Origin of the sequence: Marinobacter lacisalsi, assembly GCF_042651045.1 — a bacterium.
Lineage (GTDB): Bacteria > Pseudomonadota > Gammaproteobacteria > Pseudomonadales > Oleiphilaceae > Marinobacter > Marinobacter lacisalsi.
The window spans coordinates 20,943-41,377 of record NZ_JBHSDI010000052.1 but is presented as its reverse complement, the minus strand read 5'-3'; the positions used below and the strand labels follow the sequence as shown (position 1 = coordinate 41,377).

At 57.6% G+C, this 20,435-nt stretch carries 19 protein-coding genes; 8 read left to right on the top strand and 11 right to left on the bottom strand.

Going from position 1 to position 20,435, the window contains the following annotated elements:
* Window positions 1-108 precede the first annotated feature (108 nt).
* The 3 genes from ACFOZ5_RS14515 to ACFOZ5_RS14505 form a co-directional block, all read right to left on the bottom strand.
* On the bottom strand, window positions 109-1,473 hold the full coding sequence (locus tag ACFOZ5_RS14515) for an AmpG family muropeptide MFS transporter (protein ID WP_379888558.1): 1,365 nt from the start codon (window positions 1,471-1,473) through the stop codon (window positions 109-111).
* 41 nt (window positions 1,474-1,514) lie between these two features.
* Window positions 1,515-1,997: a YajQ family cyclic di-GMP-binding protein gene (locus ACFOZ5_RS14510; protein ID WP_379888552.1), complete on the bottom strand. Its 483-nt coding sequence runs from the start codon at window positions 1,995-1,997 to the stop codon at window positions 1,515-1,517.
* A gap of 525 nt (window positions 1,998-2,522) precedes the next feature.
* Entirely contained in the window at window positions 2,523-3,734 is a 1,212-nt protein-coding gene (locus ACFOZ5_RS14505; protein ID WP_379888550.1) for an argininosuccinate synthase, read from the bottom strand.
* A gap of 140 nt (window positions 3,735-3,874) precedes the next feature.
* Here ACFOZ5_RS14505 and ACFOZ5_RS14500 point away from each other — a divergent pair, with 140 nt between their 5' ends.
* Complete coding sequence (locus tag ACFOZ5_RS14500) at window positions 3,875-4,162, top strand: BrnT family toxin (protein WP_379888548.1); 288 nt, start codon at window positions 3,875-3,877, stop codon at window positions 4,160-4,162.
* Complete coding sequence (locus ACFOZ5_RS14495; RefSeq protein ID WP_379888546.1) at window positions 4,159-4,377, top strand: BrnA antitoxin family protein; 219 nt, start codon at window positions 4,159-4,161, stop codon at window positions 4,375-4,377. The genes ACFOZ5_RS14500 and ACFOZ5_RS14495 overlap by 4 nt, the downstream gene beginning before the upstream one ends.
* An 85-nt stretch (window positions 4,378-4,462) precedes the next feature.
* On the opposite strand, the gene fliS is transcribed toward ACFOZ5_RS14495, so the two are convergent.
* From fliS to ACFOZ5_RS14475, 4 genes are all read right to left on the bottom strand, one after another.
* Entirely contained in the window at window positions 4,463-4,867 is a 405-nt protein-coding gene (fliS, locus tag ACFOZ5_RS14490) for a flagellar export chaperone FliS (protein WP_379888544.1), read from the bottom strand.
* Between the two features lie 88 nt (window positions 4,868-4,955).
* On the bottom strand, window positions 4,956-6,947 hold the full coding sequence (gene fliD, locus ACFOZ5_RS14485) for a flagellar filament capping protein FliD (RefSeq protein WP_379888542.1): 1,992 nt from the start codon (window positions 6,945-6,947) through the stop codon (window positions 4,956-4,958).
* 341 nt (window positions 6,948-7,288) lie between these two features.
* Complete coding sequence (locus ACFOZ5_RS14480; RefSeq protein WP_379888540.1) at window positions 7,289-7,726, bottom strand: flagellar protein FlaG; 438 nt, start codon at window positions 7,724-7,726, stop codon at window positions 7,289-7,291.
* A 70-nt stretch (window positions 7,727-7,796) separates the two neighbouring features.
* Entirely contained in the window at window positions 7,797-9,248 is a 1,452-nt protein-coding gene (locus ACFOZ5_RS14475; protein WP_379888538.1) for a flagellin N-terminal helical domain-containing protein, read from the bottom strand.
* A gap of 463 nt (window positions 9,249-9,711) precedes the next feature.
* Between ACFOZ5_RS14475 and ACFOZ5_RS14470 the strand changes: the two genes are divergently transcribed.
* The 3 genes from ACFOZ5_RS14470 (at window position 9,712) to ACFOZ5_RS14460 (ending at window position 12,411) form a co-directional block, all read left to right on the top strand.
* Window positions 9,712-9,951, top strand: a complete 240-nt coding sequence (locus tag ACFOZ5_RS14470) for a type II toxin-antitoxin system Phd/YefM family antitoxin (protein WP_379888536.1) — start codon at window positions 9,712-9,714, stop codon at window positions 9,949-9,951.
* On the top strand, window positions 9,881-10,339 hold the full coding sequence (locus ACFOZ5_RS14465; RefSeq protein ID WP_379888534.1) for a type II toxin-antitoxin system VapC family toxin: 459 nt from the start codon (window positions 9,881-9,883) through the stop codon (window positions 10,337-10,339). Before ACFOZ5_RS14470 ends, ACFOZ5_RS14465 begins: the two co-directional genes overlap by 71 nt.
* Window positions 10,340-10,599: 260 nt before the next feature.
* On the top strand, window positions 10,600-12,411 hold the full coding sequence (locus ACFOZ5_RS14460; RefSeq protein ID WP_379888532.1) for a flagellin N-terminal helical domain-containing protein: 1,812 nt from the start codon (window positions 10,600-10,602) through the stop codon (window positions 12,409-12,411).
* 87 nt (window positions 12,412-12,498) lie between these two features.
* On the opposite strand, the gene ACFOZ5_RS14455 is transcribed toward ACFOZ5_RS14460, so the two are convergent.
* Window positions 12,499-12,909, bottom strand: coding sequence for a type II toxin-antitoxin system VapC family toxin (locus ACFOZ5_RS14455; protein ID WP_379888530.1), 411 nt, complete (start codon window positions 12,907-12,909; stop codon window positions 12,499-12,501).
* Window positions 12,893-13,141, bottom strand: coding sequence for a hypothetical protein (locus tag ACFOZ5_RS14450; RefSeq protein WP_379888528.1), 249 nt, complete (start codon window positions 13,139-13,141; stop codon window positions 12,893-12,895). The genes ACFOZ5_RS14455 and ACFOZ5_RS14450 overlap by 17 nt, the downstream gene beginning before the upstream one ends.
* 207 nt (window positions 13,142-13,348) lie before the next feature.
* Here ACFOZ5_RS14450 and ACFOZ5_RS14445 point away from each other — a divergent pair, with 207 nt between their 5' ends.
* Window positions 13,349-15,349 (top strand): tetratricopeptide repeat protein, encoded by a 2,001-nt coding sequence (locus tag ACFOZ5_RS14445; protein WP_379888526.1) that lies wholly within the window; start codon window positions 13,349-13,351, stop codon window positions 15,347-15,349.
* 229 nt (window positions 15,350-15,578) lie between these two features.
* Here the strand turns inward: ACFOZ5_RS14445 and sbcB are convergent, their stop codons facing one another.
* Window positions 15,579-17,024: an exodeoxyribonuclease I gene (gene sbcB, locus ACFOZ5_RS14440; protein ID WP_379888524.1), complete on the bottom strand. Its 1,446-nt coding sequence runs from the start codon at window positions 17,022-17,024 to the stop codon at window positions 15,579-15,581.
* A 227-nt stretch (window positions 17,025-17,251) separates the two neighbouring features.
* On the opposite strand from sbcB, the gene ACFOZ5_RS14435 reads away from it, so the two are divergent.
* Window positions 17,252-18,268, top strand: a complete 1,017-nt coding sequence (locus ACFOZ5_RS14435) for a response regulator (protein ID WP_379888522.1) — start codon at window positions 17,252-17,254, stop codon at window positions 18,266-18,268.
* Window positions 18,269-18,295: 27 nt separating this feature from the next.
* Window positions 18,296-19,246, top strand: a complete 951-nt coding sequence (locus tag ACFOZ5_RS14430) for a GGDEF domain-containing protein (RefSeq protein ID WP_379888520.1) — start codon at window positions 18,296-18,298, stop codon at window positions 19,244-19,246.
* Window positions 19,247-19,264: 18 nt separating this feature from the next.
* On the opposite strand, the gene ACFOZ5_RS14425 is transcribed toward ACFOZ5_RS14430, so the two are convergent.
* Complete coding sequence (locus ACFOZ5_RS14425; protein WP_379888517.1) at window positions 19,265-20,356, bottom strand: tRNA-queuosine alpha-mannosyltransferase domain-containing protein; 1,092 nt, start codon at window positions 20,354-20,356, stop codon at window positions 19,265-19,267.
* Window positions 20,357-20,435 lie beyond the last annotated feature (79 nt).

The following is a 20,435-nucleotide window of genomic DNA, read 5'->3' as shown; positions in this document are numbered from 1 at the left end:
TCGTCAACAGGCCGGATATATGGCAGCAACCTGTCCCTCATCAACGTCTGAGGCCTTGCAAATGGGAGGAGACCATATATGTTCTTCCGTGGATTCCGTGGCAAAAAATCAATCACTTTCGGACACCGAAGCCTCATTGGCCGGCGCCCGCTCGTCCAGCAGCCGGCCTTTTTTGTGCATATAGAGCGACAGCAGAATGGCCGGTATGCCCATCATGCCGGCAACCAGGAAGAACTCGGCATAGCCGAAGTCCGCCACCACAATCCCGGAGAAGCCCCCCAGGAACTTGCCGGGCAGGGTCATCAGGGAACTGAACAACGCATACTGGGTGGCGGTGAAGGAAGCGCTTGTCATGCTGGATAACCAGGCAATCAGCGCCACATTGGCGATACCACCGCTGAGGTTGTCGGCACTGACCACCAGGGCCAGGCTGACGATATCCGGCGGCATCTGGGCCAGCCACACAAACAGCAGATTGGTGGCTGCGGTCATCACCGCCCCCAGCACCAGGATGCGACGCACCCCATAGCGCACGACCATGACACCGCCCATCATGGAGCCGGCAATGGTCATAAAGAAGCCGAAGATCTTTGTCACGTCGGCCACTTCCACTTTCGAAAAACCCATAAAGTCCAGGTAGAACGGATTGGCCATCACGCCCATGGCAATGTCGGAGATGCGGTAGACCGCCACCGTAAGCAGGATCAGCAGAGCCAGTTCCCGGTAGCGGCGGAAGAAGTCCATAAAGGGGCCCGCCACCGCTGCCGAGAACCACCCCGCCAACCTGGCCAGCCCAATGGGCAGGTGCGCCCGCTTTTCGGCCTCGGCCTGAACCTTGTGGGCAATGTCTGCCGCCGCGGCGAAATGATTGATCCGGGGCTCCCGCACAATCAGCACCGTCAGCATGCCCACCCCGACCAGCAGAGCCATCACCTGGTAAGACACGGTCCATGACCAGAACTGTGCGATATACAAGGCCCCGGCCCCGGCGACCAGCAGCGCCAGGCGGTAGCCAAAGATGTAAGTGGAAGCGAGTGCCGCCTGCAGCCGGTCATCGGCAATCTCGATACGATAGGCGTCGATGGCCACGTCCTGGGTAGCCGACGAGAAGGCAACCAGCAGCCCGAACAGGGCCATCATTTCCGGCGCGACCACCGGGTCCACCGTTGCCATCAGGAACAGGCCGGCGGCAATACCGGTCTGGGCGAGGAAAATCCAGCTTCGCCGCTTGCCCAGTAGCCGGTCGAGTACGGGCAGCCGTACCCGGTCCACCACAGGCGCCCAGAACACCTTGATGGAATAGGTGATGCCCAGCCAGCTGAAGAACCCGATAGTGGCCGTTTCCACCCCTACGTCCGCAAGGCGCGCATTAAGCGTGGAAAATACCAGCAGGAAAGGCAGACCCGCGGAGAAGCCCAGAAACAAAAGGGCAAAGACCTGCCAGCGAGTGAAGGTATAGACGGTTTCCTTCAGCCAACCTGAATCGAGTCGGGAATCGATGATGGTGCTCCTGATCAGTCGCGGAAATTGTTGAACTGCAGGGGCAACTCGAACTCGGACTCTTTCAGCATGGCGATCGCCGTCTGAAGATCGTCCCTCTTCTTGCCGGTTACCCGCACCTTGTCACCCTGGATGCTGGCCTGCACCTTCAACCTGGCATCCTTGATCATCTTGACGATCTTCTTGGCCTGATCAGTCTCGATACCCTGGCGCAGCTTCAGGTGTTTCTTCACCAGTTTGCCGGCCTTGCTCTCCCCGTCGTCGTCGATGGCGCGAGGGTCAATCTTGCGATTGGCAAAGGCCATCCTCAGGATGTCGAGCAGCTGCTCCACCTGGAACTCCTGCTCGGCACTGATGGTAATGGTCTGGTCATCCAGCTCTACATCCGCTTCCACATTCTTGAAATCCCAGCGATTGCCCAGATCCCGTTTGGCCTGGTCCACCGCGTTGGTCACTTCGTGCATGTCGATTTCGGATACGATATCAAAGGAAGGCATGGTCTCTGGTCTCCTGCTCAGAAAGACGGTACTGGCTTGAATGGCGGATAGCATAGCGGCAAACGCCGGCCACATCGACCCTGCAGGCGGCCATTACCCAGTCGTAAAGTCTACATAGATCGCCAGGAAACACGCGGTAACACTAGAACACAGAAGGTCAACAGACGGCAGACGGCCGGGGAATTATTCTGGTCACGTGGATCAGGGGAATGTCGCAGTATCTCCTGGCAGTATCCACCCCCGACGGTGAGGGAGCCGGGTAGTACTCTCACCGGATTTTCGGGACCCAGTTGTGTTGTTCAGGCAGTATCGATCTTTCCTTGTTTGTTGTTATCGGGCCGGCTTCATTGAAGTCGGCCTTTTTTTGTCTTGGGCCAACCAAAACACCGAGTCAGCTGCAGACATCCCCTCTCCCCCTGGGGGGATAGGGCCAGGGAGGGGGGGAAGCGGACGAACTCCTCAGATTGCCTGCTCCACCCTCACCCCAACCCCTCTCCCCTCAAGGGAGAGGGGCTTTAGCCGGTATCAGAGCTTACGGCCCTTGCCGGCGGCAATCCGCAACCGCAGGGCGTTCAGCTTGATAAAGCCTTCCGCGTCCTTCTGGTCGTAGGCACCTTCGTCTTCTTCAAAGGTGGCGATCTTCTCGTCGAACAGGGAATCGTCAGACTTGCGGCCCACTACATCCACGTTGCCCTTGTAGAGCTTCAGGCGAACGGTACCGTTGACGTATTCCTGGGTCTGGTCGATCAGCGCCTGCAGGGCTTCACGCTCCGGCGACCACCAGTAGCCGTTGTAGATCACCTCGGCATAGCGGGGCATGATGCTGTCCTTCAGGTGGGCCACTTCCCGGTCCAGGGTGATGGACTCAATGGCGCGGTGGGCCCGCAGCATGATGGTGCCACCCGGAGTTTCATAACAGCCCCGGGACTTCATACCCACATAGCGGTTCTCGACGATGTCCAGACGGCCAATGCCGTTGTCACCGGCCACCTTGTTCAGGGTTTCCAGGACCACGTGGGGCTTCATGTCCTGACCGTCGATGGCCACGATATCGCCCTTTTTGTAGGTCAGCTCCACATAGGTGGGGGTGTCCGGGGCAGCTTCCGGCGACACGCTCCAGCGCCACATGTCTTCCTCGGCTTCCGCCCAGGGGTCTTCCAGGTTGATGCCTTCGTAGGAGATGTGCAGCAGGTTGGCATCCATGGAGTACGGGCTCTTGCCCTTCTTCTTCTCCACCGGGATATTGCGCTCGTCGCAGTAGGCCAGCAGCTTCTCGCGGGAGTTCAGGTCCCACTCACGCCAGGGGGCAATCACCTTCACGCCGGGCTTCAGGGCATAGGCGCCCAGCTCGAAACGCACCTGGTCGTTGCCTTTGCCGGTGGCACCGTGGGAGATGGCATCGGCCCCGGTCTCGTTGGCAATCTCGATCAGGCGACGGGAAATCAGCGGGCGGGCAATGGAGGTACCCAGCAGGTACTCGCCCTCATAGATGGTATTGGCGCGGAACATGGGGAACACGTAGTCCCGCACGAACTCCTCCCGCAGGTCCTCGATGTAGATTTCCTTCACACCCAGGGCCTTGGCCTTCTCACGGGCCGGCTCCACTTCCTCGCCCTGGCCGATGTCGGCGGTAAAGGTCACCACTTCACAGTCGTAGGTGTCCTGCAGCCAGCGGACGATAACGGACGTATCCAGACCACCGGAATAGGCCAGCACCACCTTATTGATATCAGACATGCCCTTGCTCCTGCGAATCACGAAAACGAAAAAACGAGGCCCGGCCCCGCTTTATTGGTTCTGAAAAGAAGGCGCATATTGTACGGGAGTGGGGGTGGAATGGCTATTGACTCGCTGGCCTGCGTACATACAATGTCAATATGATCAGGTTTGAATGGAATCAAGCAAAAGCTGCATCAAACGCGCGAAAGCACGGAGTCAGCTTTGAAGAAGCGCAAACTGTCTTCTTTGACGAGTTTGCGGTTCAGTTCTTCGACGAAACCAACTCTCATGATGAAGACAGGTTTCTCATGCTAGGAACAAGCGCGTTAGGCAGGCCCCTGTTGGTTTGCCACTGTGAACGTAGCGCAGGTAATGTCATCAGGATCATTTCAGCAAGGAAGGCGACAGCAAGAGAACGCACTTACTATCATGGTGGCCTTTCATGAAAGCAGAATACGATCTTTCGAAAATGAAATCACGCCCCAACCCTTATGCTGCAAAGCTCAAGAAGCCTATAACCATGCGTCTGGGTGAAGATGTTCTGGACTATTTCAAGGAAATGGCTGAAGAAACGGGTGTGCCTTACCAGACGCTGATTAATCTCTACCTGAGGGACTGCATGACCCATGGCCGGAAGATTGATATCGGCTGGCATGAATAGGCGGAAAGGTCTCATTTGCCACGAAACCCACGAAAAGCTGACGCTTTAATTGCGTGTTCTTTCGTGGGTTTCGTGGCTATAAAAATCAGCCTACGGCCTGCGCCTGCTGGCTCTCCACTTCGCCGCGGATACCATCCCAGCCTTCCTTCACGGAACGCAGCAGGTTGGCCACTTCGTCCAATTTGGCAAGATCGTTCTTCGCACTGCCTTCCAGCAGGGTGCGCTCCATGTAGTCATAGAGAGCCTCCAGCCGCAGGGCCAGTTCGCCGCCCTTCTCGAAGTCCAGGAAGCTGCGCAGGCCGCCGATAATCTCGATAGCCTTGTTGATCAGCTGGGCCTTGGCACCAAAATCCTTTTGCTGGATCCTGGCCTTGGCCATGTTGATGCGCTCCAGGGCCCCGTTGTACAGCAGCTGGATCAGCTTGTGGGGGTCCGCATCGGTGATGCTGGTCTGGGTGTTTACGCGCTGATAGGCCTGCAAACCGTTCATAATCTACCTCTTTGTTACCGGCTTTCCGGTTGTGCCGTGTTGGCTGCCATACCCGTGATATGGCTGAGTCTGAATCTGTCCGGCAACCTTAACCGTTGCCGCTGTTCTGGTTCGGGGCGAGTGCCGCCAGCTGCTGGCTGACGTAGTCCCGGGTGCTGTTGAGCTGGGAGATCAGGGAGTCCGCTGCACTGAACTGGCTGACCAGGCGCTCCCGGTAAGACGTGATACGCTCCTCCAGCCGGACCTGGTTTTCCTGTATCTGCTCCAGCTCCCGGTTCAGGCTATCCGTCCGGGACTCGATGGCACCGCCGGCACCGACCATGCTGCTAACCATGTTCACGGTGCGCTCGGCCACGCCTTCCACAAACGTGATCGAGCCACGGCTACCGGTCTGGTCCCCAAGTACTCGCACCTGCAGGCCGGACGCATCGCCATTGCCGCTGCCCAGATACAGAACCTGCCCGTCGCCTTCGGCCACCTGACCATCAATTGTGCCGGCAATGTCCAGCCCAGCTGTGCTGTTTGTGGTATCCAGCCCAAAGGTCGCGGCGTCCTCGGCGGACGTCAGAGTGACACTGGACTCGCTGCCATACGTTGACGACGTAAATGTCAGATTTCCGGCACCATCGAGCCCCGCCTGAACCGTTACACCCGCTGCGCTCAGGGCATTGTTAGCGTCCAACTGCGCCTGGATATCATCCAGTAAGGCCTGCTGCCCGAGGCCGGTGCCCTGGGTCAGGGTCAGGTCTACACCGATATCGCCGTTGACGGTAAGACTTAACTGATCGTTGGTGTCGGTGATATCAAAGGTGGTACCAAGCGCTGAGCCAGCAGCCAGCTGCCCCTGTGTAGCTGCCTGGGTAACATTGATCGCATAGTCGCCGGGCTGCGTGGCAGAGCCACTGCGCACAAACTCCACCTGGCTATCAGTCGCCCGGCCCTGCTCGGCAAATAACGCCGTGACGTCATCCGGATTGGCTTTAAGCTGCTCTTCAAACTTCGTCCGATCAAATTCAAGCCCACCTGTCTCCCAGTCGGTGGTAATGCCCACATCGGCCAGGCTACGAACACTAGCGTTCTCCATGCCCGGAACCACCCGGGTCAGAATGCTCCGCAACTGGCTCTGTATATTGCGGACCGTGGAATCGCCGGTCAGGAGACTGCCTGTGCCCGCTTCGGCATTGAATCCGGCGAGACTGTCGATGGTGGACTGCAGGGCGTTGAACTTGTCCACAAAGCCCTGAACCCGATCCGCTACCGCGCCCAGGTCCTGTTCCACCTTGATGGTCGAGGTGCCTTCAGCCTTGATATCAAAGGTCAGACCGTCGATCACATTCTCGAAGGTGTTGGTAGAGCGGGTGACTTGCACACCGTTAATGCTCATTTTCGCATCGCTGGCGGCAATGGTTTCTTCCAGGCCAGCACCTGCATCCATACCGGTATTGAAGGCGAAACGGGAAAGCCCCTGGTCGTCAGTATTGGTGCCGCCGTTGTCACCGGTCACCGACATGCTCACCGCATTGACGGTACCGGTTTCATCGGCAGAAAGAACCAGTTGGTAACCACTACCCGTATCGATTACGCCAGCAGACACACCCGCGTCGGATTCATTGATCGCATTGGCCAGCCCCTGCAGGGTGTCGTTGCTGCTGTCGATCGTGATGCTGGTCTTCTTGTCGCCAACCGATAGCTCCAATGTACCCTGCCCCACACTGGTGGCATCCCGATCCGCAAAGACAGTGCGTGAAGCCAGTGCCTGGGCTGAGGCCAGACTGGTGACTTCAACGCTGTAAGTGCCCCGGCTGGCCTTGGTGGCATCAACAGACACACCAATGTCTTCATTGGAAGAGGAGGCGGAGAAGGCCTTAAGGTTATCCGGCGCACTCAGTTGCCGCATTGGCAGGCGCAGCTCAGTCACCGCGCTACGGAGCTTGCCGTAGGCAGACAGCATGGCCTCGGCCTGCTGGGTTTTCTGGGTCAGCCGGGTTTCGGTGGGCTTGCGCTCCGCCGCCACCAGCTGATCCACCAGATCCGAATTCAGGACCCCGGAACCAATACCTAACGATGATATACCTGCCATAACTCTGCCTCCTCAAGGGGGCTCAATTCGCTACTGTTCAGTTTATCGGCAGCGGGCGGCAAAACTTTGCCCCTTTTCGCTAAATCCCCATGCCGTTTTGTAACAGCCTGTAACAAACCTTTTAGCCACGGACACTCACAGACCCACACGGACAATAAATAACCGTCTTCATCCGTGAAAGTCCGTGAGCGTCCGTGGCCAAATGTTCTTTTCTTTCGCGTATTCCGTCGCTAAGCAATCGTTCCACGACAATTATCCAGAACGCAGAACACCGCCGGACCCTTGGGGGTGCGGCGGTGCTGAAATACCGTTGTCTCAATCAGGCCAAAAGCGGCAAGCTTTTACACCTTGATGTTCAACAACGTCAGCGGTTCGTCCTGCTGCAAGTTTTCTGCCAACCTCATGGCAACCTCATCCGGAATCTGGCGGATAACCTCTTTGGTCTGCTGGTCTACCACCTTCACAATGGTCTGACCGGCTTCATTATCCACTTCGAATTGCAGGTCCCGCTGAACGTTCTGTACGAAATCGTTCAGCTGGGTGACGGCTTCCCCCAGATCCTCGCGCTGATCTTCGTTGCGGGCCTTCAGCTTTTCAGCTTTAGAAGGCTCGCTGGACTGCTCAGCGGAGCGGGTTTGTGCCGTACTGCCTTCGGATGACGATGCCAGGTCGGAGGCATTCCTGCCTTCGGCCTGAGATGACGACAGTGCCTTCACCGGCGCCTGGTCGCTGGAACGCACCAGCTTCAGGTTCGGGTTGTTCAGGTTAACGTCATTCATAGCTTTACCTCGCTATCCTCAAACGGCGTAAAACCGGAGCCCGAAGGCTCCGGTTGTTACCGTCAGTCCCTTACTGCAGGAGGGACAGAACCTGCTGCGGGCGGGCGTTAGCCTGGGCCAGTACCGAGATACCGGCCTGCTGCAGTACCTGGGACTTGGAGAGCTTCGCGGTTTCTGCGGCGAAGTCGGCGTCCACAATTCGGCTGTTTGCAGCGCTGAGGTTCTCTGACGTTGTAGCCAAGTTGCTAATGGTAGACTCGAATCGAGTTTGAACTGCACCAAGCTCGGCCCTGAAACTACTTACCGCCGCAAGCGCTCCATCAATGGTGGTGATCGCGTCGCTAGCCCCCTGCTGGTCACCGATATTGACAGAAGCAAGTGAATCAAGCTGCGCATCAACGCCACTGGTGAAGGTTGTGCCAGTGTCACTGGTCACAGAAAAATCTTCTTGAGCGTCGAAGCTGACCTGGCCACCAACGATGATACTATCGGTGGCGGTGCCCTCCGTCAGCGTGGTGGAGTTGACGTCCACAGCTCCGCCTGTGCCAAGAGCAAAGTTATCGACAGAAATATCCTCACCTTCTTCGCTCACGAGGGTAATGGAGTCCTTCGAGGTCGAAAGTTCGGCTTTGATCCCTGTTGCGGCGGTTTGAGCATTTATAGCATCTGCCAAACCTCCCAAGTCCCCGGCGTCAGCGACGTTTGCAGTAATTGAAGCCGCACTGCTGTTTTTTCCATATAGGTCGAAAGTCACCTGCCCCGTTGTCGACAGATTATCAAGAGTAGTTTCGGTTCTGGCGCTCGCACTAACACCCGTGTTCTTCGTTTCAGCATTAACCGCAGCTGCGATTTCCTTAGCTGACTCCCCTCCAGTCAAAGTAGCTGTCGCAGCTCCGAGCTCTCCGGAGACTGTGAGAGTTTGGCCAGCAACACCATTATCAACAAGGGTGGCGACATCCGCACCAGAAGTTGTTGGCGTACCGATATTTTGGTTAGATTGACCAGCATAGCTACCCAAACTGCTTGAAGCAGCACTACCGATGGAAACCCCGATAGTCTGCCCTGCGTTAGCACCAACCTGAAACAATTTATTCTGGAAATCGCCGTTAAGAATTTTTGTTCCGTTGAACTCAGTAGTAGAGGCAATACGGTCGATCTCAGCCGTCAATTGCTCCACTTCTTCCTGCAGCGCTGCGCGGTCACTGGTTGAGTTCGTGTCGTTGGCAGACTGAACCGACAGCTCACGGATCCGCTGCAGAGAGCTGGTAACTTCGCCAAGCGCGCCCTCTGCGGTCTGGGCCAGGGAGATACCATCGTTGGCATTCCGCTGAGCGACATCCAAGCCAGAAATTTGCGCCTGGAAACGAGTCGAGATCGCCAAACCAGCGGCATCGTCTTTTGCGGAGTTGATCCGCAGACCGGAAGACAGACGCTCAAGTGCCTGGCTATTCATGTCCTGAGACTTGTTGAGGTTGTTTTGAGCAGACAATGAAGCGACGTTAGTGTTAATACCGAGAGCCATTATGCTTCTCCTTCGACTTATGTCGTTATTTCATGGAAAAGGTCTGGCGCCCGTTCTCGTTTGGTTGGGAGCGCCGCCCTGTTGCAATGCTTAACGGCGCCTGCCCTGGTTCCTTTAGAAAAAATTTAAGGGGTTTTGTAAAGGAATGTTACACACCTCGCTCTGGCGCAGGATTATCACTGTCATTGAAGATAGAGCGCTCCTTCAGTGAACTGGGACTGTCACCCGGCGATCTGATAAGGAGCGCCTGAAAGCGAGAACCCTGAGTCTTGGCTGTTTATGATCCTGAGACAGAAGCACAACCTCAACTGGCCTTTAAGCGTCGCTTCAGGCGGCAAAGTTGCAAAGCGGGACAGGGACAGACCAGCCAGAGAAATCTGAGGTGTACATACTCTTCCGCTCTGGATCCACCCTTTCCCTTTCGTTAAACTAAGTCAAATAGACTAAACCAAGGAGTTTGGACGTGGAATCCGTGAACATGCATGAGGCCAAGACACGCTTATCACAGCTGGTCGCTCAGGCCGCCAAAGGCGAAGGGTTCATTATCGCCAAAGCTGGAAAACCGGTTGTCCGTGTCACTGCCATTGATAGCCCCGAGAAAGGCCAACAGAAGCGAATTGGCTTCATGGCCGGTGAGTTTACAGTCCCGGACGATTTCGACCGGATGGGCCAGGAAGAGATCGCTGAGATGTTTGGGGGTTGAGGTGAATCTGCTTCTTGATACCCACATCCTCCTATGGGCTGCAGCAGAGCCCCACATGCTATCGCCCCCGGCGGCAACTCTGATTAACAACGATGACAATAGATTGTATTTCAGCGCCGCCAGCGTTTGGGAGGTGGTCATCAAGAATGGACTCGGCCGACCGGATTTCCAGGTTGATCCGCATCTGTTAAGACGCGGACTTGTCGACAATGGGTATCTGGAGCTGCCCATCTCATCCCGGCACACCCTTGCTGTGAGTCACCTGCCTGATATCCATAAAGACCCATTCGACCGGATTCTAATTGCCCAGGCCGAGACGGAGGGCTTTTTACTACTCACAGCAGATGAACTGGTGGCTCGCTATCCAGGTCCTGTCCGTCGAATTTAGGGCTATTTTGTCGTGCCCAGCTGACTGAAAAAGCGGCAATCCGTTTCCCTTTGCCGCGCCAAATTTCCGGCAATCACTGCTGACTCCCCTACTACGCTGACCGTAAAAAATTAGAAAAAACAGATTACTAAAGACATATACACAAAACTGGCACACCCTTCGCTTAAGGCTCTGCAACACAGCAATTCAACGAATTTGCGCCGGCAGAGGTTTCCGCTTTCGGAATCACAGCCCGGCATCTCTGAGCAGGGAGAAGGGTTATGCCTCAGGTCATTAACACCAACATTGCGTCGCTGAATGCGCAGCGCAACTTGAATGCTTCACAGGGCGATGCAAACCAGGCACTGGAGCGTTTATCATCCGGTCTGCGGATCAACTCTGCCAAAGACGATGCGGCAGGCCTCGCAATTTCTACTCGCTTCGAATCACAGATCACTGGCCTAAATATGGCCCAGCGGAATGCCAACGATGGCATCTCGCTGGCCCAAACGGCGGAAGGTGCGCTGGACGAAGTCACCAGCAACCTGCAGCGTATCCGCGAGCTGGCGGTTCAATCCGCTAACGCCACGAACAGCACCTCTGACCGCCAGGCTTTGAACCAGGAGGTCCAACAACGGATTGCGGAGATTAACCGTGTCGCAGCGCAGACCAGCTTCAATGGCTTAAAAGTATTAGATGGAACCTTCGGAGAACAGACATTCCAGGTTGGCGCGAATTCTGGTGAAACAATAGGTGTCAGCGGACTGGACTCACGAGGCAGCCAGATTGGCTCCATCATCTCAGCGACAGAAGGCTTGTCCGACACAATCGTTACTGAGGGGGCCCCTGCTCAAACCGTTATAGATGTATCCGATACCGGCTTCAGCTTTGATGGAACCGATTCAATCGACGGTACCATAGAAATCAACGGGGTTTCGCTGACAATCAGCGACACGTCAAACGATGTTACCGAATTGGCGACTGCAATCGATGATGCAATCGATACCTTTGTTGCGGACACCAACAATGATCCGGAGGATATTGCCACGCTCAGCACGGTTTCGGTCTCCGGTAATGCCGCAAACGGTACGTTGACCTTTGAAAACGACTCGCCGGAGGACCTCAGAGCGGTATTCAACCTTGCCACAGCTCCGGCCAATGCGACTTTGGCATCCGCAGCAATTAACGATGGGGCCTCAACTTCAATTGATGTATCGGCTCTGGACTTTACTAGGGGCGGTGTGATCGACATCGGCGGTACCGATACCGTGATTCGCCCGGATTCCGACTTTGACTCGATTGCCAGCCAACTTGAAGATGCGCTCCAGGATGCAGGCAACAATCTTACAGTTTCAAACTCGGCCGGAGTACTGACGATTGCTAACGACTCTGGCGGGCCAATCACTCCTGCTGCCATAACTATCACCGACGCACCCCAAGGTGAACTCAGTGGCACCTTCACGCTTGTAGCCCGTGATGATGTCAATCTTACGGAGTATCTTAAAGATAGCCCAACTGACTTCGAGATTGAGATCAACAATGAGACCTTTACCGTAGAAGGTGCGACCTCACTCAACGATATGATCTCGCAAATTAACGCGAAGACCGTTGAGACCGGAGTCAAGGCCAACCTGAACTCCGAGAATGACGAGATCATTTTCTCTTCTCAGTTTGGAGAGGCATTTCAGATCAACTTGAGCACTCCGGACCTGCTTGATGCCGCCAGCAGTCCAATTGTTGACACGCAGATTAACGCGACTGTTGACCAGAATACTGTCACGGTAAACGATTTGAACATCGCCACACGCGACGGAGCGGAAGAGGCTTTGGTTGCCATCGACTACGCCTTCGACAAAATCAACGGTTTCAGGGCAGAGCTAGGCGCGGTACAGAACCGCTTCGAGTCCACCATTGCCAACCTGGCCACCACTTCAGAGAACCTCTCAGCTTCCAACAGCCGAATTCGCGACGCGGACTTCGCGGCGGAGACGGCGGAGCTGGCCCGAACACAGGTATTGCAGTCTGCGGGCCTGTCGGTACTGGCCCAGGCCAACGCCCGGCCGCAGCAGGTGTTGCAGTTGCTACAGGGTTAAACCTGAAGCACTACAGAAAACGGTCGGCTTTGCCGGCCGTTTTTCTTTCAATGCCCATCAATAAGTAAGAGTTCGCTCTGGAAGCCTTTAATCCAGCACTTCTATGGAAATGGCGACCTTGTCAGCAAATCGACGGAATCCTTTGTCAAAGGTGACAAACGCACTGCACCCGCACCTTTCAGCATGCACCAGGTGAATCAGGTCGTTAATGCTTTTCCCGGCATCAAGCTCGTCTGCCAGGTCGGTCGCTTTTTCAACATCAGATCGAGAAATACCCGGTGAAGAGAAGCGGCTGAAAAACCGAACGCTGTCCCTGTAGTCGCCGAGCACATTCAGCTTCGACAGGACGAACACCATCTCAGACAGTACGAGAGGAGATATGATCAGCGTATTGCTCCGCAATGCTCCCTTTATAAGCCGTTCCGATGTGGCCTGTTTTTGAGAATCCTGATTAATGGCGGCGTAAACGAGGACGTTGGTATCAAAAAACGTCGTCATTGATGTCGTCCTCCATGGACTCTATTGCCACATCCTGTGGTACTTCACGTTTTTGACTACGACGGGACTGCAACTGCTCGAACAGAGCAACATCTTCCCTCAATTGGTGAGTGTCTTCCTGCTCGTCGTCTACCTGGATAATGACCCGCGCATGCTTGTTGACCAGCTTGTCATAATCCTTCAGTTCCAGAAAACGGCTGGTAATCTCGGTTTCAAACTCGACGGTCACCATGAGACCTCCTGATTTGCCTGCAACTGTGTTGCCGTGAAACCAGTGTACCCCGGCTCGCTGAAACACTCAACGCTGTGCCAGGGCCTATACGCAGTGATCAGCAAAACTGGCACACCCTTCGCTACACCTCCCCCAACACGGCAATAAACGCCATAAAACTGCAGATCCTTGCCGCCCCTTGCCGCGGCCCGGTTGATGAGGTGTTCCATGCAAGCACAACACAATATAAAGGTTTCCGAGTCCCGGAGCGCCGAGGCGGCCCGGCTGGTGCTGGAGGCCAACCAGGCCTATGGCGAGTCCAATCATCCCCAGCGCCGCTACGTGGAGCGTATCCGTGCACGGCAGGGTTGCCGTCAGCTGCTTAAGCAGGCACTGGCAATCCAGCCGGACCATGCCGCCGGCCTCGGCTTGCTGGGCCGGGTGGAGATGGACGATGGCCAGCTGGAGCGGGCGGCCTCCCTGTTCGAGGAAAGCCTGAAGGCCCAGCCGGATCAGCCGCAGCAGTACTGCAACCTGGGCTACTGGGCCCTGAAGGCCGAGCGCCCGGCCCGGGCCGAGAGCTACTTTCAGCAGGCCCTGGAGCTGGACCGGCAATCCGCCGCCGCTTTCTGCGGCGTGGCCCATGCCAAGCGTGAGCAGGGTCAGTTCGATGTGGCCTACCTGCATTACCGCAAGCTGATCCAGCTGGGGCTGGACTGGCCCTCTGCCTATAGCGGCATGCTCAAGTGCGCCGCGCAGATCGAAGTTCATCAGGCGGATACGGAACTGGCGATAGATGCCATCAGCCTGCTGCGCCGCAATGAGCTACCCCATCAGGAGATCGGCCGCTTCTGCGCTGCCATCCTGCGGCAGCAGTACGATCTGGATAACCCGAACGCGGAAGTATTCCTTGATGCCGCAGCGGAGGATGAACTGCTGATCCTGGCCCTGGACCGTACGCTGATGCCCGACCCGGCCATAGAGGAACTGGTCACTCTGCTGCGCCGGGCGATCATCGCCGAGGTTGCCCAGACGGTAACTCTCCGTGACGAGCTGCAGCCCCTCACCCTGGCCATCGCCCGCTACGTGGATCGTACCGGCTACGCTCTGGCGGCAGAGGCCGACGAAGAACATCTGATCGACACGATCAACAACAGCATTGCCGCCCAGTTCGCCATGAACGATCCGCTGGAGTCGCTGGTGGGCAGCGTGATGATCAGTGCCATGTATGGCGCCTTGTTCCACCAGAGCTTTGCGACCCAACTGGGGCAGTGGTCGCTGACCGAGTGGCCCGCCGGCACGCAGGGCGTAATGGCGGCCAGCTACTACGACCGCGCCATGGACGAGTCCATCAAGCAGAACTTCGAGGAGAAGGCCGACGAACTGACCCTGGCCCGGCCCGACGTGCCCCAGGCCTGGCCCAGCTGGAATCATCTGGCGTATCACGCTGAAACCAGTCTGAAATCCATCATGGCCCAGGAGCTGGGCATGGACACCAGTGCCCTGCCCGGCACCCTGCGGATGATGATCTGCGGCGCCCAGTCCGGCCAGCGGGCACTGGAGCTGGCCTACTACCTGGACGATGTGGAAATCATTGCGGTGGATGAGTCCCTGGCCAATGTGGCCACAGCCACCCGCCGCTCTGAAGAGCTGGGCCTGAACAATATCGTATTCTGGCCCTGGTCCGTGGCCCGTCGCTTTGTGGCGGATGGGCACCGGGTGCACTGGGTGGAAGTGGGCCGCCTGCCCTCACAGGCCATGGGCGACCTGTCCCTGGCAGCGCTGGTCAGCGAAGCTTCAGCCCAGGGTGCTGTGGTACACATGCATACGGCCGTCGCGGAACAGACCAAAGGCGACTTGCAGATCCGCCAGCTTATCCATGACCACAACCTGACGCCGACCCGTGAGTCCCTGCGCCGGCTTCGCCGCATGGCACTGAATAACCGGCAGGATGCCCAGTGGCAGGAGCTGCTACAGGAGGAGGACTTCTATGGATTGGGCGGCTGCCGCGACCGCTGGTTCCGTCCCCAGGACGTCAATCAGCTCAAGGATCTGATGGGCCTGGTCAGTAATGAGGTGGAATGGAAGCTACTGAAAGCCCGGGACCATGATGGCCACAGCCTGGCGCTGGGCCCCGTAGCCCGCCAGGTACGTGCCGAAGCCCTGGGCAGCCAGGTGCAGAGCCTGGTGGGGCAACCGCTGTCTGTTTACTTTGTTCGCCGTCGGTAACGGATTTTTTTCGCCACGGAATCCACAGAAGAACACGGAAAAAGAAGAAAAAATGAAATGATTTTTGGCCACAGACACTCACGGACCCTCACTGACGAAAACAGAGAATTGTTATTGTCCGTGTGGGTCCGTGAGTGTCCGTGGCAATAATTAGTATTTCTTTCGGTGTTCTTCCGTGGCTAAAAAATCTTTCGATCCCTGTGCTGGGACCCGACCAACAACTCCGCCACTAAAAATACGGCATGATCGACTCCCCATAAAGATGCAGGTCTTCCAGGATCTGCATCTTCTCAGGGGTTATCGCAGGATCCTGTGCCATGCGCTGCAACTCGGCGCCAAACGCCTCCATGGACAACCACCCCTTGCCGGGCTGCATCAGCCGCTTCTGGCGGAAGGCTTCCCAGCGTTCCCGCTCCTCGTCAATCAGGGTGTCCGGGTAGTTACGGGCACGGTAGCGGAACAGCATTTCCTCCAGCCGTGGGTCGTCAAACCTTTCATTCACGTCCGCCAGCCGCTCCGGGGGCTGGCTGATGATCCAGTTGAGTCGTTGCCGGTCGGTATCACCAATGAAGCCTCCGGCGTACAACTGCTCGTCGGGATCCGTCAGATCACCTTCCGGCTTCTGGCCAAAAACCTCCGCAATCTTTGCAGACAGGCCTTCGGCGGCGCGAAGGGTGGCCAGATTCTGCCGCAGTGTGCCGCCATCCAGCGCCAGCTCCTGCAGGCGTTCCGGACTCAGGGTCTTCAGCATGGTGCCGGGGGCCAGTACCGGGCACTTGTTGACCTGTATTCCCTTGAGAGGAAAGCGTGTCACCCCCTCCCCGAGCTCTGCCTGTGAGGTAAACACCCGTTCGCGGATCTGCTCCACCGAGGCATTGATCAGCTCCGTGGGGTCTTCCCGCAGGTCGTAGACGATGACCTGGTTCTTGTTGGTGGGATGCTCCGCCACCGCTGAAACCATTGCACAGCAGCCCCGGCTGGCCGGGTATTTTGATGACACATGGAAGACCGGCTTCATGCTCGCGGTATCCAGCATGGCCCGGGCGGATCGCTTATCCTTGTTGTTGAGCACGAACTCGAACAGCTTCGGCTGTTTTTCCCGTATCAGCTTTGCCAGTGCGATGGTGGCCTGAACGTCGGACATGGCGTCGTGCGCGGCCTCATGGGTAATGCCATTGGCGGCGGTCAGTTCCTCCAGGCGGAAGCTGGGGCTGCCATCCTCCTTGCGGGGCCACACGATGCCTTCCGGGCGCAGGGCGTAGGTCAGGCGCACCATGTCGATGATATCCCAGCGGGAGTTGCCGTTCTGCCATTCCCGGGCATAGGGGTCCCGCAGGTTGCGGTAGAGGGTATGGCGGGTGACCTCGTCGTCGAACCGCAGGCTGTTGTAGCCCACCGCACAGGTGCCAGGCTGGCTGAAAGCCTCGTTGATGCGGGCAATGAATTCCGCCTCCGGCAGACCGTTTTCCAGGGCCGTCTGCGGAGTGATACCGGTGATCAGACAGGCCTCCGGGTTGGGCAGATAATCGTCCGACGGCTTGCAATAAATGACCAGAGGGTCTTCGATAATATTCAGGTCGGTGTCCGTACGAACACCGGCAAACTGGGAAGGTCGGTCGTGCACGGGGTCCGCGCCGAAGGTTTCATAGTCATGCCAGTAGAAAGAGCGAATCACGCCTGGAGCTCCCGGATTGTCCAATCGAAGGGCGAAGTGTAACAGTTTCCCGGAAAGGAGCTGTAACCAGGCAGACTCCTGCATAATGGGGAGTTTTTTCTGTCGATGTTTTGCAGGCTTTGACGGTTGCCCGGTTTTTGCCCAACCAATTGCCTGTATCATGGGCATATTCCCTGCCGAGCGTGGTTCAGGGCCATATTTCAGTGTTTTTGACGAGCGTACCTCTCATGCAAACCCGTATCCTCATCTGTGATGATTCGGCCATGGCTCGCAAGCAGATGGCCCGTGCCCTGCCCCAGGACTGGAACACCGAATTGCTGTATGCCGGTGACGGCAGCGAGGCCCTGGACCTGATCCGGGAGGGGCAGGTGGACCTGTTGCTGCTGGACCTGAACATGCCGGGCATGGACGGCTACGAGGTTCTGGACGTTATCCGCAAGGAAGATCTGCCGGTGATGACTCTGGTGGTGTCCGGCGATATCCAGCCGGAAGCCCGCAACCGGGTGATAGCCCAGGGCGCCATCGACTTCCTCAAGAAGCCTGTTAACCCCTCTCAGTTGGCCGAACTACTGAGGCAGTTCGGACTCTACCAGCCAGACCTCTCCGCTCCCCAACCCGACAATGAGGGGGCCCGTGATATCGGGCCGTTCAGTGTGGGCCTGGCCGACTTCCTCCAGGAGATTTCCAACGTCGCCATGGGCCAGGCAGCGGATTTGCTGGCCCGCCTGCTGAATACCTTTGTGCAGTTGCCGGTGCCGAAGATCACCACTGTCTACCGCAGCGAGCTGAGCATGGTGCTCACTGCATCAGCACAACAGCAGGACACCTATTCCGCCGTCTGCCAGGGGTTCACCGGCGCGGGTCTGGCCGGCGAGGCCCTGCTGCTGTTCTCCGACTCCAGCGTGAAAGATATGGCCCAGATGCTCGGCTATGACAATGCAGACACAGAGGTGGTCGAGATCGAGGTGCTGATGGATATGTGCAGCATCCTGTTCGGGGCCTTCCTGCGGGGTGTCGGCGAGCAGATGGACATACAGCTGGGGCTTGGTCAGCCCATGGTACTGGGGCGCCACCGTCGCGTGGATCACCTGGTGGAGCACCACAGCCTGCGCCAGGAGAAACTGATGTGTGTGGAGATCCCCTACCGCCTGGAGGGCTACGACATCCGCTGTGACCTGCTGGTTTTCCTCACCGAGGAATCCATTAACCAGCTTGAAACCAACCTGCCCTTCCTGACCGAGTGACTGTGGAGATGATTGTGGAGAGCACCCATGGCTGACGAAACCGAGGCTACCGGCTACCACGCCCTGGTCACGCTACTGGAATCCATCGAGGTGGGCCTGGTGGTGATCGATCTGGACTACCGCGTCAAACTCTGGAACGGTTTCATGGAGAACCACAGCGGCGTAACGTCCAACCGGATCAAGGGCCAGAACCTGTTCGAGCTGTTCCCTGAGCTGCCCCGGTCCTGGCTGGAACGGAAACTACAGTCTGTGGTAACCCTGAATACCCGCACCTTCACCTCCTGGGAGCAACGCCCCTACCTGTTTCGCTTCCGCAATACCCGACCGATTACCGGCACTGAAGAATTCATGTTCCAGAACCTGACCATCAGCCCACTCACCGGTCCGGACGGCCAGGTGACCCAGGTGTGCCTGATGGTCTACGACGTGACGGACATTGCCAGCGGCAAGCGCGCCCTGGAACATGCCAATGAGCAACTGGAGCGGCTCAGCTCCACCGACCGCCTCACCGGCCTGCTGAACCGGGGTACCTGGGAAAACCTTCTGGATGCCGAGTTCGAACGCTATCGCCGCTACGGCCACAACACCGTGCTGGTCATGTTTGATATCGACCATTTCAAGGCAGTCAACGACACCCATGGCCACCTGGTTGGCGACGAGGTCATCCGGGAGGTAGCCAGGGTTACCCGCGAATCCCTGCGCCAGGCGGACCGCCCCGGGCGATACGGCGGCGAGGAGTTCAGCATCATCCTGCCGGAAACGGAAATTGACGGTGCCCTGATCATCTGCGAGCGTATCCGCGAGACCATCGCGGAGCAGCGAATACCGGCCGGCGATGGCACCATCCAGTGCACCGTCAGCATTGGCCTGGTCCAGCTTTCTGACACCCCGGACAACTACATGCAGTGGCTGCAACAGGCTGACAACGCCCTCTATGAGGCCAAGCACGGCGGCCGAAACCGCTCCGTCATCGGTTAGTGCGCCAAACAACACACACTAACCTGCCACTTCCAGGATATGACGCCGGTAGTCAGCCACCAGCCGTGACAGTCGCCATGCATCAGGGGCCACGGGCGCTGGCCGCTGATGCAGCAGGGTTTGTAGGCCGTCCGCCGCAGCTGCGGCTTCTGCGGCAGCATCTTCCACCAGGCTGGCGTAGCACTGTGCCGCAGGCACATATTCCGGATACGCCAGACGGCGCGGAGCCAGGGGAAGACAACCCGACGCCATGGCCTCCAGCATTGCCAGCCCCTGGAAATCGTGGGTCGCCGTACTGATCACCACATCGGCCGTGGCCAGCAGCCGATCGTAGTCCTCCCGGCTGTCCTGAAAGCCCCAGCAGACGATCTGCTGCCCGAGCTCTTCCCGGATCTGCCCGAATGCTGGTGGCTGTCGACGGAATTGCTCCCCCACCACACTCAGCCGGAAAGACTGCTGCCGGCGCTTCAGCTCCCTTAACAGAGCCAACAGGCGCTCCGGCCCCTTGTCGTATTCCCAGCGGTGGTTCCACAAGAGGTGGGGGTGGGTCAGATCCAGTGGCTGAGATCGGGAAACGTATAGCCGGTCCTCAATGGGAACCGGAAGCACATGGGACTTCTCACGGATGCCATGGGTCATATCCGGAGGCAACCGATCCGGCATGCGGTCGATAAACCGATAGGCACCGTCCAGGAAGCTGTCCCGGTTCCAGGCACTGTTGAACAGCACCCTATCCGCCGCCAGTGCGCTGTACAGGTTCACCATGGCCGGCTCAGCGCTGGAATGCTGGCGACCGGAATCCGGGTAGGCGAACTGGTTTTCGTGCATGTACAGCAGGGCCGGGGTGCGGGCCAGGTTCGGATTCAGTCCTTTGAGCGTGGCCAGGTCCACCATGGACGTGGCCACGATCAGGTCCCAAGGCTCCTGCAACACGGGGTCGCCCAGCCAGCTCAGGGGATTGCCCCGGATGCGCCAGCGGAAGAATCGCGGTGGCAGGGCCAGCGTCTGCCACTGGAATTCCGGCAGGGCGGCCACCAGCTGCTCCCGCCAGCGACGGTGACTGCCAGCGTCATAGCCGGACAGTAGCAGGATGCGTTTTTGATCAGCCATAGGAGCGCCTGTCGTCTGGAACAGCGCCCCAGTGTATTCATGAAACCGGTAAATGTCGCGCCGTGGCAAGCTATGCGCA

What these genes read in the sequence shown, in the direction of transcription:
- ACFOZ5_RS14510 (WP_379888552.1), bottom strand. Translation starts at nt 1,997, where the DNA reads ATGCCTTCCTTTGATATCGTATCCGAAATCGACATGCACGAAGTGACC.
- ACFOZ5_RS14505 (WP_379888550.1), bottom strand. Translation starts at nt 3,734, where the DNA reads ATGTCTGATATCAATAAGGTGGTGCTGGCCTATTCCGGTGGTCTGGAT.
- ACFOZ5_RS14500 (WP_379888548.1), top strand. Translation starts at nt 3,875, where the DNA reads ATGATCAGGTTTGAATGGAATCAAGCAAAAGCTGCATCAAACGCGCGA.
- ACFOZ5_RS14495 (WP_379888546.1), top strand. Translation starts at nt 4,159, where the DNA reads ATGAAAGCAGAATACGATCTTTCGAAAATGAAATCACGCCCCAACCCT.
- fliS (WP_379888544.1), bottom strand. Translation starts at nt 4,867, where the DNA reads ATGAACGGTTTGCAGGCCTATCAGCGCGTAAACACCCAGACCAGCATC.
- fliD (WP_379888542.1), bottom strand. Translation starts at nt 6,947, where the DNA reads ATGGCAGGTATATCATCGTTAGGTATTGGTTCCGGGGTCCTGAATTCG.
- ACFOZ5_RS14480 (WP_379888540.1), bottom strand. Translation starts at nt 7,726, where the DNA reads ATGAATGACGTTAACCTGAACAACCCGAACCTGAAGCTGGTGCGTTCC.
- ACFOZ5_RS14475 (WP_379888538.1), bottom strand. Translation starts at nt 9,248, where the DNA reads ATGGCTCTCGGTATTAACACTAACGTCGCTTCATTGTCTGCTCAAAAC.
- ACFOZ5_RS14460 (WP_379888532.1), top strand. Translation starts at nt 10,600, where the DNA reads ATGCCTCAGGTCATTAACACCAACATTGCGTCGCTGAATGCGCAGCGC.
- ACFOZ5_RS14455 (WP_379888530.1), bottom strand. Translation starts at nt 12,909, where the DNA reads ATGACGACGTTTTTTGATACCAACGTCCTCGTTTACGCCGCCATTAAT.
- ACFOZ5_RS14450 (WP_379888528.1), bottom strand. Translation starts at nt 13,141, where the DNA reads ATGGTGACCGTCGAGTTTGAAACCGAGATTACCAGCCGTTTTCTGGAA.
- ACFOZ5_RS14445 (WP_379888526.1), top strand. Translation starts at nt 13,349, where the DNA reads ATGCAAGCACAACACAATATAAAGGTTTCCGAGTCCCGGAGCGCCGAG.
- ACFOZ5_RS14435 (WP_379888522.1), top strand. Translation starts at nt 17,252, where the DNA reads ATGCAAACCCGTATCCTCATCTGTGATGATTCGGCCATGGCTCGCAAG.
- ACFOZ5_RS14430 (WP_379888520.1), top strand. Translation starts at nt 18,296, where the DNA reads ATGGCTGACGAAACCGAGGCTACCGGCTACCACGCCCTGGTCACGCTA.
- ACFOZ5_RS14425 (WP_379888517.1), bottom strand. Translation starts at nt 20,356, where the DNA reads ATGGCTGATCAAAAACGCATCCTGCTACTGTCCGGCTATGACGCTGGC.